17 protein-coding genes are annotated in these 17,493 nt (G+C 66.8%); 8 read left to right on the top strand and 9 right to left on the bottom strand.

Annotated elements, in window-relative coordinates; all coding sequences use genetic code 11:
• Positions 1–22: 22 nt before the first annotated feature.
• The 3 genes from ispE to RCF34_RS20300 are packed head-to-tail and all read right to left on the bottom strand — an operon-like array spanning position 23 to position 3,221.
• Positions 23–883, bottom strand: coding sequence for a 4-(cytidine 5'-diphospho)-2-C-methyl-D-erythritol kinase (gene ispE, locus RCF34_RS20310; RefSeq protein WP_308709787.1), 861 nt, complete (start codon positions 881–883; stop codon positions 23–25).
• A complete protein-coding gene (lolB, locus tag RCF34_RS20305; protein ID WP_133861552.1) occupies positions 880–1,500 on the bottom strand; it encodes a lipoprotein insertase outer membrane protein LolB in 621 nt (206 codons plus the stop codon). Before lolB ends, ispE begins: the two co-directional genes overlap by 4 nt.
• Positions 1,497–3,221 (bottom strand): tetratricopeptide repeat protein, encoded by a 1,725-nt coding sequence (locus RCF34_RS20300; RefSeq protein ID WP_308709786.1) that lies wholly within the window; start codon positions 3,219–3,221, stop codon positions 1,497–1,499. Before RCF34_RS20300 ends, lolB begins: the two co-directional genes overlap by 4 nt.
• Positions 3,222–3,466: 245 nt before the next feature.
• On the opposite strand from RCF34_RS20300, the gene hemA reads away from it, so the two are divergent.
• The 6 genes from hemA to RCF34_RS20270 all read left to right on the top strand — a co-directional run bounded on the left by hemA (position 3,467) and on the right by RCF34_RS20270 (position 8,857).
• Entirely contained in the window at positions 3,467–4,735 is a 1,269-nt protein-coding gene (gene hemA, locus RCF34_RS20295; RefSeq protein ID WP_308709785.1) for a glutamyl-tRNA reductase, read from the top strand.
• The gene (prfA, locus tag RCF34_RS20290; protein WP_183633783.1) at positions 4,732–5,814 is read left to right on the top strand and encodes a peptide chain release factor 1; all 1,083 of its coding nucleotides are present in this window, start codon (positions 4,732–4,734) and stop codon (positions 5,812–5,814) included. The genes hemA and prfA overlap by 4 nt, the downstream gene beginning before the upstream one ends.
• A gap of 3 nt (positions 5,815–5,817) precedes the next feature.
• Entirely contained in the window at positions 5,818–6,648 is an 831-nt protein-coding gene (gene prmC / locus RCF34_RS20285; RefSeq protein ID WP_308709784.1) for a peptide chain release factor N(5)-glutamine methyltransferase, read from the top strand.
• A complete protein-coding gene (locus tag RCF34_RS20280; RefSeq protein WP_308709783.1) occupies positions 6,642–7,397 on the top strand; it encodes a molybdopterin-synthase adenylyltransferase MoeB in 756 nt (251 codons plus the stop codon). The genes prmC and RCF34_RS20280 overlap by 7 nt, the downstream gene beginning before the upstream one ends.
• On the top strand, positions 7,390–8,181 hold the full coding sequence (gene murI / locus RCF34_RS20275) for a glutamate racemase (RefSeq protein ID WP_308709782.1): 792 nt from the start codon (positions 7,390–7,392) through the stop codon (positions 8,179–8,181). The genes RCF34_RS20280 and murI overlap by 8 nt, the downstream gene beginning before the upstream one ends.
• Positions 8,182–8,332: 151 nt before the next feature.
• Complete coding sequence (locus RCF34_RS20270) at positions 8,333–8,857, top strand: acyloxyacyl hydrolase (protein ID WP_308709781.1); 525 nt, start codon at positions 8,333–8,335, stop codon at positions 8,855–8,857.
• A gap of 30 nt (positions 8,858–8,887) precedes the next feature.
• On the opposite strand, the gene RCF34_RS20265 is transcribed toward RCF34_RS20270, so the two are convergent.
• The 4 genes from RCF34_RS20265 to RCF34_RS20250 all read right to left on the bottom strand — a co-directional run bounded on the left by RCF34_RS20265 (position 8,888) and on the right by RCF34_RS20250 (position 13,433).
• Positions 8,888–10,309 carry a deoxyribodipyrimidine photo-lyase gene (locus RCF34_RS20265; RefSeq protein ID WP_308709780.1) on the bottom strand — a complete coding sequence of 474 codons (1,422 nt, stop codon included), beginning with the start codon at positions 10,307–10,309 and terminating at the stop codon, positions 8,888–8,890.
• Positions 10,306–11,229 (bottom strand): MerR family transcriptional regulator, encoded by a 924-nt coding sequence (locus RCF34_RS20260; RefSeq protein ID WP_308709779.1) that lies wholly within the window; start codon positions 11,227–11,229, stop codon positions 10,306–10,308. Before RCF34_RS20260 ends, RCF34_RS20265 begins: the two co-directional genes overlap by 4 nt.
• Positions 11,230–11,239: 10 nt before the next feature.
• Complete coding sequence (locus RCF34_RS20255) at positions 11,240–12,211, bottom strand: DUF523 and DUF1722 domain-containing protein (RefSeq protein ID WP_308709778.1); 972 nt, start codon at positions 12,209–12,211, stop codon at positions 11,240–11,242.
• A 124-nt stretch (positions 12,212–12,335) separates the two neighbouring features.
• On the bottom strand, positions 12,336–13,433 hold the full coding sequence (locus tag RCF34_RS20250) for an NAD(P)/FAD-dependent oxidoreductase (protein WP_308709777.1): 1,098 nt from the start codon (positions 13,431–13,433) through the stop codon (positions 12,336–12,338).
• A gap of 65 nt (positions 13,434–13,498) precedes the next feature.
• Between RCF34_RS20250 and RCF34_RS20245 the strand changes: the two genes are divergently transcribed.
• Complete coding sequence (locus RCF34_RS20245; protein ID WP_308709776.1) at positions 13,499–14,407, top strand: TIGR01777 family oxidoreductase; 909 nt, start codon at positions 13,499–13,501, stop codon at positions 14,405–14,407.
• Entirely contained in the window at positions 14,404–15,459 is a 1,056-nt protein-coding gene (locus RCF34_RS20240) for a ferrochelatase (RefSeq protein WP_308709775.1), read from the top strand. Before RCF34_RS20245 ends, RCF34_RS20240 begins: the two co-directional genes overlap by 4 nt.
• 22 nt (positions 15,460–15,481) lie before the next feature.
• Here RCF34_RS20240 and RCF34_RS20235 read toward each other — a convergent pair whose 3' ends face one another.
• Both RCF34_RS20235 and upp read right to left on the bottom strand, forming a co-directional pair.
• Positions 15,482–16,747 (bottom strand): uracil-xanthine permease family protein, encoded by a 1,266-nt coding sequence (locus RCF34_RS20235; protein WP_374941215.1) that lies wholly within the window; start codon positions 16,745–16,747, stop codon positions 15,482–15,484.
• A 2-nt stretch (positions 16,748–16,749) separates the two neighbouring features.
• Positions 16,750–17,388 (bottom strand): uracil phosphoribosyltransferase, encoded by a 639-nt coding sequence (gene upp, locus RCF34_RS20230; RefSeq protein ID WP_308709774.1) that lies wholly within the window; start codon positions 17,386–17,388, stop codon positions 16,750–16,752.
• Positions 17,389–17,493 lie beyond the last annotated feature (105 nt).

Below are 17,493 nucleotides of genomic sequence, written 5' to 3'. Positions count from 1 at the left end.
TCTTGCAGAGTACTAGCTGTACTCATTCTCCGGTCAGGCTTGCCAGCGCCCGGTGCAACATGGAAGTGTTGCTACCTTTGGCTACGAAGCCTGGAAGTGATGCTGGTAGCTGGCTGGCTACTGTATCAGCTTCGGTCTTATTTGGAAAGCTTCCAAATATGCAACCTCCAGTGCCGGTTAATCTAGCTGAAACAAATTTGTTTAGCAAGATCAAAGCGTTACGAATTTCCGGGTAACGCCTTTCGACCGTACTCTGGCAGTCGTTTCGACCTGACCACTTGAGAACGGCGCAAACTTTAATGGCGGGAGTGTTCCGTGTCAACAGCGGATCTGAAAAAATTTCTGCTGTACTTACAGAGACTTGCGGCACGGCCACGAGATACCAGGGTTCCGGGGGGGCGACCGGGGTGAGCTTTTCCCCCACACCCTCGGCGAAGGCGGCCTGGCCACGGACGAACACCGGCACGTCGGCGCCCAGGCGCAGCCCCAGTGCCGCCAGGTCGTCGAGGCTGGCGTCCAGGCCCCAGAGATGATTCAGGCCGAGCAGGGTGGTGGCGGCATCCGAGCTGCCGCCACCGATGCCGCCCCCCATGGGCAGCCGCTTGGTCAGCCAGAGGTCGGCGCCCTGCTGGGTACCGCTTTCCTGCTGCAGCAGCCGGGCGGCGCGCAGGATGAGATTCTGCTCGGGGGCGACGCCCGGCAGGCCGTCGTGCAGTTGCAATTCGCCGTCGTCACGTCCGGCAAAGCCCAGGTCGTCGCCCCAGTCGAGAAACTGGAACAGCGTCTGCAACTCGTGATAGCCGTCCGGGCGGCGACCGAGGATGTGCAGGAACAGATTGAGCTTGGCCGGCGCCGGCAGGATGAAGGCAGGCACTGCGGTCATTTGCCCAGCTCGCGCGGCTGCCAGGTCTTCACCACCAGGATGACTTCCAGGTCCTTGCCGGTGAGCTTGAGACGCTCGGGCAGGGTGTAGCCGTTCTGCTCGGTGTAGCGGGTGTATTCGACGGTCCAGCCGTCCTGTACCAGGCGCGCCAGGTGGCTGTCGGCGTCCAGGGTCAGCTGGCTGCGACTGTCCGGCGCCGGCAGGCCGCGCACCCACCAGAGCAGGTGCGAGACCGGCAGGCGCCAGCCCAGTTGCTGTTCCAGCAAGGCCTCGGGGGAGTCGGCCTGGTAGCTGCCCTGGCCAGAGACATCGAGGGTGACGGCACCCGGACGGCCGGTGAGGCGGGTGGCGCCACGGCCGAGGGGGCCGGCCAGGCGGATGTCGTAATAGTCCTGGCGCTGCAGCCAGAACAGGGTGCCACTGCCGGAATCACGCGGGGCGCGGATGCCGACCTTGCCGTCGATCTGCCAGCCGTCGAGGGCAGCGATACGTTTTTTATGAGCCTGCCATTGGGCGGCGTTACCCTGGCCTTCCACGGCTTCCTGGCGAGAGGTGCTGGCGCAACCGGCCAGCAGGGCGAGCAGCAACAGGGTGACGAAGGTACGCACGCGGATCATCGGAGGGTTTCGCTTCCAGTCAGGCGTTTGAGGGTGCTGCGCAGGATGGCGTCATCGGCGTCGGCGTCGAGGCCCACGCGCCAGACCTTGCGCGCTTCGCTGCGCTTGCCCTGAGCCCAGAGCACCTCGCCCAGGTGGGCCGCCACTTCGGCGTCGGGGAAGCGTTCGTAGGCCTGGCGCAGATAGCGTTCGGCGTCGGCCAGCTGGCCCTGGCGATAGCGGATCCAGCCCATGCTGTCGAGGATCGCCGGGTCCTCCGGACTCAGCTGGTGCGCCTTGTCGATCAGCTGGCGCGCCTCGGCCAGCCGCGGGGTGCGATCGGCCAGGGTGTAGCCGAGGGCGTTGAGCGCCATGGCGTTGTCGGGGTCGTGGGCGATGATGTAGCGCAGATCGCCTTCCAGCTGACCGAGATCACCGCGCTTTTCCGCCAGCATGGAGCGGACGTAGAGCAGGTTGAGGTCGTTGGGATACTGCTGCAGGGCCTGCTGCACGGTCTGGTCGGCGAGGGCGGTCTGGTCGGCACTGGCCAGGCCCTCGACTTCCAGCAGATAGAGCGGCACCGCGTATTCGCTCTGGCGCTTGCGGGCGTCGGCCAGGCGCTGGCGCGCCTCGGCGATACGGCCGCTGCCCAGCAGGATTTCCGCCTGGCGTTGCTGGGCGGCCAGGTAGTCGGTGCCCGGCCCGACCTGAGTGTATTCGGCCAGCGCCTGCTCGGGTTGGTCGAGTTCTTCGTAGCTGCGACCCAGGTTGAGGTGCGCGGCGTCCACGTGGCTGCCGCGGTCGATCAGTTCCTTGAGATAGATCTGGGCTTCGCGCCAGGCCTGGGCTTCCAGGCAGACCAGCGCCAGGGAGAATCTCAGGTCATCGTCGTCCGGGAACTGGGTGACCAGCTCGGCGAATTCGCGCTTGGCCTGGTCCAGGCGATCCAGTTCCACCAGCAGCCGAGCATGGGCCAGGCGCAGGCGACGGTCTTCCGGGTGCTGGCGGATGCCGGCTTCGAGCAGTGGCAGGGCCTCGCCGCTGCGGTCCTGGCTCTGCAACAGGCGGGCGCGCAGGAGCAGCGGCGCGACTTCGCGCTTGGCCGCCGGATTGCGCTCCAGCAGCTTGAGGGCTTCGTCGGCACGGCCGTCCTGCTGCAGCAGCAGCGCCTTGCCGAACAGCAGCTGGCCATTGTGCGGATACTTGGCCAGCAGCCGGTCGAAGCTCTTGAGCAGGCCGGCACGGGTGGTCTCGTCGGTTTCCGCCGCCGAGAGGGCGAGGAAATCGAAATGGGTGTCGCCCTGGCCCTGGAGCACGCGCTCCATGTAGACCATGGATTCGTCATAGCGACCGGCGCGGGCCAGCATGATGGCGGCGGCGCGCTGGGCATCCAGGTTGTCGGGGGCGTTGCGCGCCCAGATCTGCGCGGTTTCCAGCGCCGGGGTATCGGCGCCCAGGTACTCGGCGATGCGGAAGGCCCGTTCGGCGACCCCCGGGTCCTGGGTCGACTTGGCCTGCTCGACATAGTTGGTCAGGGCGATGTCGAAACGGTTGCGCTGACCGGCCAGCTCGCCGACCAGCAGGTCATAGAGGGTGTCTTCGCGAAAGGAGCCGGCCGGCTGCGGCGTGCTGGTCTTGGCGGTGGGCGGCGGGATGGCGGCAGCGGGCGTCGGCTGGCGCCCGAGGTTCTGGCAGCCGGCGAGCAGCAGGGCGGTCGTCAGCAGCGCAAGGTATCTGGTCATAGGGTCAAGGCGGCCTTTTTACAGTCGGTCCATCATGCCACAAGAGTCGCCGTGGCCGCGTCGCACATGCGGAGCGGCGGGCCGAGAAGTGCGGTGGTCGAGGCTGTTGACGCCTTTTGCCCGGCAAGATTCATTCGCCCAGGCTATGACGGCGATTGTCCGACGTCTCGTCGCTGCTGGTTGTCGCCACCGCCCGCGCGTAGGACAATGTTCGGCTTTCCCAATCCGTTCGACTGCTTGCGTCCATGGCCTTTCTCGCGCTCGGCATCAATCACAAGACCGCCTCGGTTGAGGTGCGCGAACGTGTGGCCTTCACTCCGGAGCAGACGGTCGAGGCCCTGCGCCAGCTGGAGCAGGCCACCCACAGTCGCGAAGCGGCGATTCTTTCCACCTGCAATCGCAGCGAACTCTACCTGGAGCTGGAGCCCAGCCTGGGGGAGGCCGTGCTGGCCTGGCTCGCCCAGTACCACCGGGTGCCCCTGGAAGACCTGCGCGCCAGCATCTATCTGCACCAGGACGAGGCCGCGGTCCGCCACATGATGCGGGTGGCCGCGGGGCTGGATTCCATGGTGCTGGGCGAGCCGCAGATCCTCGGCCAGCTCAAGTCGGCCTACGCCGTGGCCCGCGAGGCCGGCACGGTCGGTCCGCTGCTGGGCCGGCTGTTCCAGGCCACCTTCAATACCGCCAAGGCGGTGCGCACCGACACGGCGATCGGCGAGAACCCGGTATCCGTGGCCTTTGCCGCGGTCAGCCTGGCGAAGCAGATCTTCAGCGACCTCAGCCGCAGCCAGGCGCTGCTGATCGGCGCCGGCGAGACCATCACCCTGGTCGCTCGCCATCTGCACGAGCAGGGCGTGCGGCGCATCGTCGTCGCCAACCGTACCCTGGAGCGCGCCAGCCATCTGGCGGAGGAATTCGGTGCCCACACCGTGCTCCTGGCCGACATCCCCGACGAGCTGGTCAACAGCGACATCGTCATCAGCTCCACCGCCAGCCAGTTGCCCATCCTCGGCAAGGGCGCGGTGGAGCGGGCGCTCAAGCAGCGTCGGCACAAGCCCATCTTCATGGTCGACATCGCCGTGCCGCGCGACATCGAGCCGGAGGTGAGCGAGCTGGAAGACGTCTACCTCTATACGGTGGACGACCTGCACGAGGTGGTGGCGGAAAATCTCAAGAGTCGCCAGGGTGCCGCCCAGGCCGCCGAGAAGCTGGTGCTGGCCGGGGTCGAGGATTTCATGCAGCGGCTGCGCGAGCGCGCCGCGGTGGACGTGGTCCGCGCCTATCGCCAGCAGGGCGAGCGGATCCGCGACGACGAACTGGCCCGCGCCCAGCGCCAGCTGGCCAATGGCGTCGATCCCCAGGAAGCCCTGGCGGCCCTGGCACGCAGCCTCACCAACAAGCTGATGCACGCACCGAGCGTGCAGCTCAAGAAACTATCCGCCGAGGGGCGCGTCGATGCGCTGACCCTGGCTCAGGAACTCTTCGCCCTCGACGAGGGTTTGGACAAGACATGAAGACCTCTCTGTTGCACAAGCTCGACGGTCTGCAGGACCGCTTCGAGGAGCTGACCGCGCTGTTGGGCGACGCCGAAGTCATCAGCGACCAGACCCAGTTCCGCGCCTATTCCAAGGAATACGCCGAACTCGAGCCGGTCAACCAGGCGTTCACCGAATACCGCAAGGTGCAGGCCGACCTTGAGGGCGCCCAGGCGCTGCTCAAGGACAGCGATCCGGATCTGCGCGAGATGGCCGAGGAAGAGGTCGGCACCGCCAAGGCGCGGCTGCAGGAACTGGAAGACGAACTGCAGCGCATGATGCTGCCGCGGGATCCCAATGACGGTCGCAACGTCTTCCTGGAAATCCGCGCCGGTACCGGCGGCGACGAGGCGGCGATCTTCGCCGGCGACCTGTTCCGCATGTACTCGCGCTATGCCGAACGCCAGGGCTGGCGTCTCGAGGTGCTCTCGGAGAACGAGGGCGAGCACGGTGGCTTCAAGGAGGTCATCGCCCGGGTCGAAGGCGACAGCGTCTACGCCAAGCTCAAGTTCGAGTCCGGTGCGCACCGGGTACAGCGGGTTCCGGAGACCGAATCCCAGGGCCGCATCCACACCTCGGCCTGCACCGTGGCGGTGCTGCCCGAGCCGGACGAACAGCAGGCCATCGAGATCAATCCGGCCGATCTCCGCGTCGACACCTATCGCTCCTCCGGCGCGGGCGGTCAGCACGTCAACAAGACCGACTCCGCGGTGCGCATCACCCACCTGCCCACCGGCATCGTGGTGGAGTGCCAGGAAGAACGCTCCCAGCACAAGAACCGCGCCAAGGCCATGGCCTGGCTGTCGGCCAAGCTCAATGACCAGCAGGACGCGGCGGCGCACAAGGAAATGTCCGACACCCGCCGGCTGCTGGTGGGTTCGGGCGACCGTTCCGAGCGCATCCGCACCTACAACTTTCCCCAGGGCCGGGTGACCGATCACCGCATCAACCTGACCCTCTATTCGCTGGGCGAGGTGGTCAACGGCGACGTCCAGCAGATCATCGATCCGCTGCTGCAGGAATACCAGGCCGACCAGCTGGCGGCGCTGGGAGACTGACCCATGGCCACCATCGGCGCCCTGTTGCGCGAAAGCCAGTTGCCGGACTCGCCCAGCGCCCGCCTCGATGTGGAGCTGCTGCTGGCCGCCGCCCTGGACAAGCCGCGCAGCTACCTGCGCACCTGGCCGGAGAAACTGGTGCCGCGCGAGGCCCTGGCGCGTTTCCAGGCCGATCTCGAACGGCGCCGGCAGGGTGAACCGGTGGCCTATATCCTTGGCCAGCAGGGCTTCTGGTCGCTCGATCTGGAAGTGAGTCCCGACACCCTGATCCCCCGCCCCGATACCGAGGTGCTGGTGGAAACGGCCCTGGCACTGCCCCTGGCCGACGAGGTACGGGTACTGGATCTGGGCACCGGCACCGGCGCCATCGCCCTGGCCCTGGCCCATGAACGACCGCGCTGGCAGGTCAGCGGCGTGGATCGTATTGCGGCGGCGGTGGAACTGGCGCAACGCAATGCCCAGCGCCTGCGCCTGGGCAATGCGGTCTTTCAGCTGAGTCACTGGTTCGACGCCCTCGCCGGGCAGCGCTTCGACCTGATCGTTAGCAATCCCCCCTATATCGCCGGCAGCGATCGCCATCTGGACGAGGGCGACGTGCGGTTCGAACCGCGCAGCGCCCTGGTGGCCGGCGTCGATGGCCTGGACGACATCCGCGAACTGGTCGCGGCGGCGCCCGTACACCTGCAGCCGGGTGGCTGGCTGTGGCTGGAGCACGGCTTCGACCAGGCCGCCGCGGTGCGCGATCTGCTGGTTCGCCAGGGGTTCGTCGAGGTCGAGAGTCGCCAGGACCTGGGTGGTCACGAACGCATCAGCGGAGGGCGTCGGCCATGCTGAGCGACGGCGAACTGCTGCGCTACAGCCGGCAGATCCTGCTGGCCCAGGTGGATATCGCCGGACAATTGCGATTGAAGGAAGCCAGGGTGCTCATCGTCGGCCTTGGCGGTCTGGGTTCGCCGGTGGCGCTCTATCTGGCCGCGGCGGGCGTTGGCGAATTGCACCTGGCCGACTTCGACCGGGTCGACCTGAGCAATCTGCAACGCCAGGTGCTGCATGACGAAAGCCGCATCGGCCAGGGCAAGGTGGACTCCGCCCTGCAGCGGCTGGCGGCGCTCAATCCCGAGGTGCGCCTGGTGCCGCTGCGCGAAGCGCTGGATGCCGACAGCCTGGTGGCGCGCATCGCCATGGTGGATCTGGTGCTGGACTGCTCGGACAACTTCACTACCCGGACGGCGGTGAATGCCGCCTGCGTGGCCATGGGCCGCCCCCTGGTCAGTGGCGCCGCCATTCGCCTGGAAGGCCAGCTCAGCGTCTTCGATCCGCGTCGAGCCGACAGCCCCTGCTACCACTGTCTCTATGGCGAGGGCAGCGAGACGGAGCTCAGTTGCAGCGAGGCCGGGGTACTGGGTCCGGTGGTAGGCCTGGTGGGCAGTCTGCAGGCACTGGAAGCGCTCAAGCTCCTGGCCGGCTTCGGCGAGCCCCTGGTGGGGCGACTGCTGCTGGTGGATGCGGCGAGCAGTCGCTTCCGCGAATTGCGGGTCAAGCGCGATCCGGGTTGCCCGGTGTGCGGCGCTCGCCATGGCTGACGAGGCGCCGGTCGGGGTCTTCGACTCGGGCGTCGGCGGCCTGTCGGTGCTGGCGGAGATCCGCCAGCTGCTGCCGGCGGAAACCCTGCATTACGTCGCCGATTGCGGCCATATTCCCTATGGCGAAAAGACCCCCGCCTTCATCCGCGAGCGCTGCCAGCTGATCGCGGCGCGGCTGCACGCGCAGGGCGCCAAGGCCCTGGTGGTGGCCTGCAACACCGCCACCGTGGCGGCGGTGGCCGATCTGCGCGAACGCTATCCCCACTGGCCCATCGTCGGCATGGAACCCGCGGTCAAGCCCGCCGCGGCGGCGACCCGCAATGGCCGGGTCGGGGTCCTGGCGACCACCGGTACCCTGCAGAGTGCCAAGTTCGCCGCCTTGCTGGACCGATTCGCCCTGGGCGTTCAGGTCCTCACCCAGCCCTGCCCGGGGTTGGTGGAGCAGGTCGAGCGTGGCGACCTGCATGGCCCCGAGACCCGGCGCTTGCTGCAGGGCTTTCTCGAACCCCTGCTGGCGGCGGAGTGCGACACCCTGATCCTGGGCTGCACCCACTATCCCTTCCTGCGGCCCCTGCTGGCCGAACTGGTGCCACCGGAGGTGATCCTGGTGGATACCGGTGGCGCCGTGGCGCGTCGGCTGCAGAGTCTGCTCGCGCTGGACGCACGTCTGGCCACGGGACCGGCCGGGCCGACGCGGATCTGGACCTCCGGCGTCCCTACCGAGCTAGGCGCGGTGTTGCCGCAGCTTTGGCCGGCAGGGGCCGAGGTAGAGGCGTTCGTCTGACGTCGTGCCTGGGTTTCACTCGCCAAATAGTCATCCAGCGACTAGCATTCGACCTTGTAGGTAAAAACGTCGAGGGCTGTGAACCCCTTCACGTCTTCGCGGTCAATGCTGGCAGTCCGCAAAAACTAGAAACATGCACAAGGGCACTCTCATGAAAAAATTGCTTTCCTTCGCAGTAGCCACCGCGCTTTCGCTGGGTGGAATGGCGTCGGTGCAGGCCGTGGAACTCACTGGCGCGGTCGGGGCAACCAGCCAGAACGGCATGACCTATCGTATCGGTGCGGGTTGGAACTGGGACAAGAGCTGGTGGGAAAGCTCCACAGGGCGCCTGACCGGTTATTGGGACGCCGGTTACACCTACTGGGAAGGCGACAATGGTCATTCTTCCGATCAGCATTCGCTGTCCTTCGCCCCGGTGTTCGTCTACGAATTCGGCCAGGGTCAGGTGAAGCCCTTCGTCGAAGCCGGTATCGGCGTCGCTGTCTTCTCCAGCACCAAGGTTGGCGAGCAGGACCTGGGCTCGGCCTTCAATTTCGAAGACCGCATCGGTCTGGGCCTGAAGATCGGCGACACCCAGCGCGTCGGCATCCGTGCGACTCATTATTCCAACGCGGGCATCAAGCAGCCCAACGATGGCATCGAGTCCTACGCACTGTTCTACAGCCACACGCTGTAGTTCGCGGTGGTCTCATGCCAGAAGCCGGACCTAGTCCGGCTTTTTCGTGTCCGTCCTGCGCGCCATGCCGCGGTAGGCGGCCAGCGCCCGCTGGCGACTCTCGCCCAGGTCAACCAGGGGCGTCAGGTAGCGGCCCCCGGGGGTATGCACGGCCTTGCCCTTGAGGTCGGCCAGTTCCGGCACCCAGGTACGCACATAGTCGCCCCGGGCGTCGATCTTCAGCGCCTGGGTGTGGGGATTGAACACCCGGAAGTAGGGTGCCGAATCGGTACCGGTGGAGGCGCTCCACTGCCAGCCGCCGTTGTTGGAAGCCAGGTCGCCATCGACGAGATGCCGCATGAACCAGCGCTCACCCTCGCGCCAATCGATCAGCAGGTTCTTGCACAGGAACATGGCCGTCAGCATGCGCATGCGATTGTGCATCCAACCGGTCCGCAAGAGCTGGCGCATGGCGGCATCGATGATGGGAATCCCGGTGCGCCCCTGTTGCCAGGCTGCGAGGCCTTCGGGGTCGTCGCGCCAGGGCAGGGCGGTCAGGTCCCGGTTGAACGGCTGGTGCCGGGAAACCCAGGGATAGCCCACCAGCACGTGACGATAGAATTCGCGCCAGAGCAACTCGGTAATCCAGGTGGCCGCCCCCTGCTTGCCGCCGCTGAGCAGGCCATCGTTGGCCCGGACCGCCGCCTGCAGGCACTGGCGGGGCGTCAGCACCCCGGCATTGAGATAAGCCGACAACTGGCTGGTACCGGGCTCGGAGGGAATGTCCCGCGCCCGCTGATAGTCTTCCAGATCATCCTGGATGAAGGCTTCCAGGCGCTGCAGCGCCGCTTCTTCCCCTGCCGGCCATAGTCGTTGCACCTCGGGTGCGGTCGCAGCGAAGCCCTCGACCGAGGTGGGCAACTCGTCCGCCGGGACCAGGCTGTTCTGCTGTTTGCCCGGGGCGGGCAGGGGTGTCGGCAGGCCGGTTTCCAGGCGTGCCAGGCAGGTCTTCCTGAACTGGCCGAAAACCTTGAAATAGCCACCGCTCTTGGTCAGCACCGTACCCGGCGCGAACAGCGTCTGGTCCAGATAGCGATGGGTCGCCAGGCCCGCGTCGTCGAAGGCCTTGACCACGGCGTCGTCACGGGCGGCTTCGTTGATCCCGTATTCGTCATTGAAATGCAGGTGCTCGACGTCCAGCTCCCGGGCCAGGTCGAGCAGCACCTGGGGCGCCTGCTCCCAACGCTCGGCGCTGCGGACCAGCAGGGGGATGCCCAGGGACTTGAGCGTCTTGCCCAGTTCGGTGAGGTTGCGCAGCCAGAAGTCGACCTTGACCGCCGCCTCGTGGTGCTCCTGCCATTGGGCGGGACTCACCAGAAAGACAGCTGCCACCGGGCCCTGTTCGATGGCGCTGTAGAGAGCGGGATGGTCGAGGGTGCGCAGGTCAGTTCGAAGCCAGACGAGCTGACTCATGCATGGCGTTCCTGACGCAGCAGCCCGGCACTCTGCAGGCGATCGAAGGCTTCGCCCGGACTGCGCGCCGGCGCGGCATCGGCAGTGAGGGATTCGCCCAGCGCACCGAGGGTCAGGCAGGGACGGGCATGGCGATTGGCGAAGGTCTGCAGCTGGCGACGCAGCTCGCTGTCGGGTCGGCTGTCACGGCAAAGAATCAGTGCCCGGGGTTCGAGTTGTTCGACCAGGCGATCCAGATTACCCGCGGGGACCGACCACTCCACCAGTTCTACCGGGCATTCCGCGGCGCTGATCAGCCAGGCGCAGAGCCACAGCGAGGTGTTCATGGGCGTCTCGTCGAGATTCAGCAGCACCAGGGGCGCGCCTCTCAGGCTGTGCTGACTGTGATAGATCCGCGCACCCAGCTTGCTGCGCAGCCAGGATCGGAAGAACACCTGTTGCAGACGACCATCGTCGGTCGCCTGGCTCAGGCGCTCCAGCTCCCGCAGCAGTGGCCATAGCAGCTGGTCCAGCAGTACCCGAGGTGGATAGAGCGAGGCGGCGCGGTTGTAGGCTTCGTCCAGCGTACGCGAGGCCAGCCGGCCGATGGCGTCCATCATCTCTTGATGGATGGCCTGCCAGGGCGTATCGCTGGGAATCGCCGCGGGCCGTTGTTCGTCGAGCAGCCCCTTGACCTGGCTGACCGCCACGCCGCGAGCAATCCAGGCGAGGACCTGCTGCACGCGGACCACATGGGCCTCGCTGTACAGCCGATGGCCCTTGGGCGTGCGCTTGGGGACCAGCAAGCCATAGCGCCGCTCCCAGGCCCTCAGCGTCACGGCGTTCACACCCGTGCGCCGGGCGATTTCCCGGATGGGCAGCCAGCCCTCGTGGAGAGCGGACTGGTAGTCCTGATCTTCGCCGTTCGACGACGAAGGCAAGGGAGTGGCGCTAGATGGCATTTCGCAGACTCAGACGTTCGGGGTGTGGTTGGAGATAGGCCTGCTCGTTCACATAACGATCCGGATGCTGGCGGAAGTGGTGCTTGAGCAGCGTCAGGGGCACGACCAGGGGGACGATGCCCTCGTGGTACTGCTCGATCAGCAACTGCATTTCCTGCTTCTCGCTGTCGCTCAGGACCCGACGCAGATAACCGAATAAATGATAGAGCACATTGCAATGAGTACCACGGGTGGCGCACTTCTTCAGGGCAGCCATCAGGCCGCTGAAATATTCCTGCCCCAGCTCGTCCAGATTGCGCTGGCCGATGCTGCCGACCAGCTGGCCGAGGGCCCGCGCACGATGGGCGTCGTGGGCCATGAGCTGATACTTGTAACGCGAATGATAGGACAGCAGCGCCCGTGCCGTCAGACCCTGTTGCAGCAGTTGCTGCCAGTGGGCATGGGCGAAGACGCGGGTGACGAAGTTTTCTCGCAGCACCGCATCGTTCAGCCGACCGGCCTCTTCCACCGGCAGGTCCGGTCGTAGACGCATGATGGCGGCGGCGAACAGACCGCGGCCATCGGTTTCGCTACCCTGGCCGTTGGCGTGGTAGACCTTGACGCGCTCCATGCCGCAGGACGGCGATTTCTGCATGAAGATGAAGCCGGACAGGTCGGTCAGTTCGCCCGCCATCTTTTCCCCGTAGCCGGTCAGGGCGGCGGTCACGTCCAGGCTGGGGTCGACGGTGCCCACCGCGCGCGGCGCCTGGGAGTCGCCCACCAGGCGGATGGGTTCGCGAGGCGTGCCGAGGCCGATGGCCATCTCCGGGCAGACCCGGACGAAGTCGAAGTGCTCGGCGAAGGTCTGGCTGCAGAGCCGGGATTCCTTGTGTCCGCCGTTGTAGCGGACTTCGTCACCCAGCAGGCAGGCGCTGATACCCAGGCGCGGGCGGGGCAGGCTGGAGGAGGAGTTGGCAACCATGGAGATCCCCTGTCGTGTATTTTCTTGTACAAGTTTTCCTGTTTGTACAAGTTTGGTGCAACTTTCGACAGGGGGCTGTGGCAAAAGATTCGCCGCAGGTTACAGACGGCGTGCGCTTCGTCGATTAATCCAGGCTGCCCAGGAGCTGCTGCGCGGCCTCATGACCACTCAACCAGGCACCTTCCACCCGCCCGCTGGAGCACCAGTCGCCACAGACGAAGACGCCCATGTCGGGATCGGCCAGGGCGCCCCACTGGTGGGGTTGCGCGGGACGGGCATAGAGCCAGCGATGGGCCAGGCTGAAGGTCGGCGCCGGCAGCGGGCAGCCGATCAGCTCGGCGAAGGCACCATGCAGGCGTTCGATCACCTCGTCCTTCGAGGCGTCGAGGTGCGCCTTGCTCCAGGCGCTGGTGGCATGCAGGACCCAGGTGTCCAGGGTGGTGTCGCGCTCGGGCTTGCAGCGATTGCGCGCCAGCCAGTCCAGTTCACCGCCCTGCACGAAGCAGCCTTCCACCGGGGTCTGCAGGGGCGTGGGAAAGGCCAGGGCCACCGACCAGGTCGGTTCCATGCTGACGCCGGCCACGGTGGCCGCCAGCTTGGGCACGCTGGACAGCAGCGCCGTGGCCTGGGGCGCCGGCATGGCGATGACGACCTGGGCGAAGGGCCCGTGGGTCTCGCCGCCGGCATCCAGCAGGTGCCAGTGCTGGGCTCCGCGAAAGACCTCGGTGATGCGGCAATCGAAGGTGACCGGCAGATCGGCCAGCAGGTGGCGGGTGATGGCGCTCATGCGCGGCACCCCGACCCAGCGCGGCTGTTCGTCCTGGGACGGGCTCAGGCGACCGTCGCGATACTGGTAGAGCGCCGGATTCCATTCGGCCGCGCAGCCGGCCCGACGCCACTCGTTGAGGGCATCGATGAAGCGCCGGTCGCGCGCGGTGAAATACTGGGCACCCAGGTCCAGGGCACCGGCTTCGCTGCGCTTGCTGGCCATGCGGCCGCCGCTGCCGCGGCTCTTGTCGAAGATCTGGACCTGCTGCCCGGCGCGAATCAGCGTCTGGGCCGCGGCAAGTCCGGCTATTCCTGCGCCAACGATGGCGATGGGGGCAGTCATGATGGACCTCGCTTGTCTGACGATTCGCCCTTGTCGAACGTTTGCGCGCGCAAGGGCTCTACGGCTACGACTGGCAACCGTTCTGGATCTTTCGACCCACGACCATACCAAACAATCCTCTTCCCTTCGTTCAGATGCATCCGGGCGGCAGGGCAATACGAGAAGGAAGTGACGACATGCATATCCTGCTGACAGGTGGCACCGGATTGATCGGCCGTGCGCTGTGCCGCCAATGGGCGGCCGCCGGCCACCAACTCACCGTGCTCAGTCGCGACCCGGGACGGGTGACACGCGAATGCGGACCCGGGGTGCGCGGCATCGCCCAACTGGAGGCGCTGGGCGACGAACACCTGGATGCCGTGGTCAACCTGGCCGGCGCCCCCATCGCCGACAAGCCCTGGACCCGCAGCCGCAAGGCCGAACTCTGGCAGAGCCGCATCGGCACCACCGAGCGCCTGATCGAATGGCTGCGTGGCCGTCCGCAGAAACCCGCGGTCCTGCTGTCCGGCTCGGCCACCGGTTTCTATGGCGACAGCGGTGAGAAGCCGGTGAGCGAGGCGGACAGCCTGGCCGGTCCCGACTTCGCCGGCGAGTTGTGCCTGGCCTGGGAACAGGTCGCCAACGACGCCGAGAAGCTGGGCATCCGCGTGGTCAACCTGCGCACCGGCCTGGTGCTGGCCGCCGACGACGGTTTCCTGCTGCGCCTGCTGCCGCCCTTCCGCTTCGGTCTCGGCGCGCGCCTGGGCAATGGACGCCAATGGATGCCCTGGATTCATTTACAGGATCAAATCGGGGCCATCGATTTTCTTCTCAACCGAAGCGATGCCCAGGGTCCCTATAATCTCTGTGCCCCCCAGCCGGTCCGCAACCGGGAGTTCACCGAAGCGCTGGGACGGGCCTTGCGGCGTCCGGCGCGATTGCTGATTCCCGCCTTCGCCCTGCGCCTGATGGGAGAGCTGTCCATCCTCCTGCTGGGTGGCCAGCGCGCCCGACCCGAGCGCCTGCTCGCGGCCGGGTATGTCTTTCGCTATCCCGAGCTGGATGCGGCCCTGGCCGACCTGCTCGCTGCCAAGGATTCACGATGACTACCAACGCTCTGCTGCTCGCCAACCTGGGTTCGCCCGATTCGCCCCACGTCCCGGACGTGAAGCGCTATCTGAACCAGTTCCTGATGGACCCCTATGTGGTCGATCTGCCCTGGCCGCTGCGCCGTCTGCTGGTGTCCCTGGTGCTGATCAAGCGACCCGCCGCCTCGGCCGAGGCCTATGAGTCGATCTGGTGGGACGACGGCTCGCCGCTGATCGTGCTCAGCCGCCGGCTGCAGGACGCCGTACGGCCACTCTGGCGCCACGGTCCGGTGGAGCTGTGCATGAGATACGGCGAGCCCTCGGTGGAAACGGTGCTCAAGCGCCTGGCCAGCCAGGGCATCCGCGAGGTGACCTATGCGCCGCTCTATCCGCAATTCGCCGACAGCACCACCACCACCGCCATCGTCGAGGCGCGACGGGTGATCGAGGCCCACCAGCTGCCGCTGACGCTGAAGATCCTGCCGCCGTTCTACGACCGGCCGGAATACCAGGCGGCGCTGGCGGCCAGCGTCGAGCCCTATCTGCAGGAACCCTACGACCACCTGCTGCTGTCCTTCCACGGCCTGCCCGAGCGGCACATCCGCAAGCTGGTCAAGGATCGCAAGCACGACCTGCGCGCGCCCGACAGCAGCAAGGTCACCGCCAAGGCCCTGGCCGTCTGCTATCGCAGCCAGTGCCAGCGTACCGCCGAACTGGTGGCCCGGCGCCTGGGCATTCCCGATGGCAAGTGGTCGGTATCCTTCCAATCGCGGCTGGGCAAGGACAAGTGGATCGAGCCCTACACCGAGGCGCGGCTGGACGCGCTGGCCAAGGCGGGGGTCAAGCGTCTGCTGGTGATGTGCCCGGCGTTCGTCGCCGACTGCATCGAAACCCTGGAAGAGATCGGCGATCGCGGGCGCGAGCAGTTCATCGAAGCTGGCGGCCGGGAGCTGGTGCTGATTCCCTGCGTCAACGACGACCCGGCCTGGGTGCAGGCCCTGGTGGAACTGTGCGAAGAGGTGGCGGAACGGCCGCCGCAGCCGATCGAGCAACCCCGACTGCCGGCCTAGGCCGGCAGCCAGGACCGAATCCTCAGAGCAGCGGACGCTCTGGCGGTTCGGCGTCCTTCTTCCAGGCATTGTGCCCGGGCAGGACCAGGTTGAGGCCGATGGCGATCAGGCCGCAGAGGGAGATGCCCTTGAGGCCGATCTCGCCGTTGCCGAAGACGATGCCGCCGATGCCGAACACCAGGGTCACCGAGACGATCACCAGGTTGCGCGCCTCGGACAGATCCACCTGGTGGCGGATCAGGATGTTCAGCCCCACCACCGCGATGGAGCCGAACAGCAGGCAGAGGATGCCGCCCATGACCGGCACCGGGATGGTCTGCAGCGCCGCACCGAACTTGCCGACGAAGGCCAGCACCATGGCGAAGCCCGCTGCCCACAGCATGACCCGCGGATTGTGGTTCTTGGTCAGCATCACCGCGCCGGTCACCTCGGCGTAGGTAGTGTTGGGCGGACCCCCGAACAGGCCCGCGGAAGAGGTGGCCAGGCCGTCACCCAGCAGGGTGCGGTGCAGGCCGGGCTGCTTGAGGTAGTTCTTGCCGGTCACGCCGCCCACCGCGATCACCCCGCCAACGTGCTCGATGGCCGGCGCCAGGGCCACCGGCACCATGAACAGGATGGCGCCCCAGTGGAATTCCGGCGCGACGAAGGCCGGGATCGCCAGCCAGGGCGCAGCGGCCATGCCCTCGGTATGGACGATGCCGAAGACGAAGGCCAGCGCGTAGCCGACAGAGACCCCGGCGAGGATGGGCACCAGGCGGAACATGCCCTTGCCGTAGATGGCCACCAGCAGGGTGGTGACCAGCGCCGGCATGGAGATCAGCATCGCCGTGGCATAGGGCACCAGCTGGGCGCTGCCGTCCCCGGCCTTGCCCATGGCCATGTTGGCCGCCACCGGCGACAGCCCCAGGCCGATGGAGATGATCACCGGGGCGATCACCACCGGCGGCAGCAGGCGGTCGATGAAGGCCACGCCGCGCACCTTCACCGCCAGCCCCAGGAAGGTGTAGACGAAGCCGGCCGCCACCACCCCGCCGAGCACCGCAGGCAGACCGAATTCAGCCTTGGCGGCGATGATCGGGGCGATGAAGGCGAAGCTCGACGCCAGGAACACCGGTACCTGGCGACCGGTGACGAGATGGAAGAGCAGGGTGCCGAAGCCTGCGGTGAAGAGGGCCACATTGGGGTCCATGCCGGTGATCAGCGGCATCAGCACCAGGGCGCCAAAGGCCACGAAGAGCATCTGGGCGCCGACCAGGATCTCCCGCCAGAGCGGTTCCCGCGCGGTCACGCTCAGGCGTCCTTCTGCTTGGTGCCGAAGATCTTGTCACCGGCATCGCCCAGGCCCGGCAGGATGTAGCCGTGCTCGTTGAGGCGCTCGTCGATGGAGGCGGTGTAGAGGCGCACGTCCGGATGGGCTTCCTCGACCGCGGCGATGCCTTCGGGCGCCGCCACCAGCACCAGGGCGCGGATCTCCTTGGCCCCGGCCTTCTTCAGCAGGTCGATGGTGGCGATCATGGAGCCGCCGGTGGCCAGCATGGGATCGATGATCATGGCCAGGCGCTGGTCCAGTTCGCCCACCAGCTTTTCCAGGTAGGTGTGGGCCTGCAGGGTGGATTCGTTGCGGGCGAGGCCCACTACGCTGACCCGGGCGCTGGGGATCAGGCTGAGCACGCCGTCGAGCATGCCGATGCCGGCGCGCAGGATGGGCACCACGGTGACCTTCTTGCCGGAGATCTTCTCCACCTTGACGGTGCCGCACCAGCCGTCGATGTCCACCTCTTCCACCGGCAGGTCCTTGGTCGCCTCGTAGGTCAGCAGGGCGCCGACTTCCTGGGCCAGTTCGCGGAAGTTCTTGGTGCTGATGTCGGCGCGCCGCATCAGGCCGAGCTTGTGACGGATGAGCGGGTGGCGGATTTCGTGGACGGGCATGGGATTCTCCAGAGACGGTAGGGCAGCGGATCGAGGACGTTTTCGGTACGACCGGCGGCCCGAAGGCCTGCCGCAGGAAGGGCAGGCGCACAAAAAAACCGCGGT

The sequence above is a fragment of the Pseudomonas sp. 102515 genome (assembly GCF_031085165.1).
Lineage (GTDB): Bacteria > Pseudomonadota > Gammaproteobacteria > Pseudomonadales > Pseudomonadaceae > Chryseomonas.
Note: the sequence above shows the minus strand (reverse complement) of the source record. Positions and strands in the feature narration are given on the sequence as shown.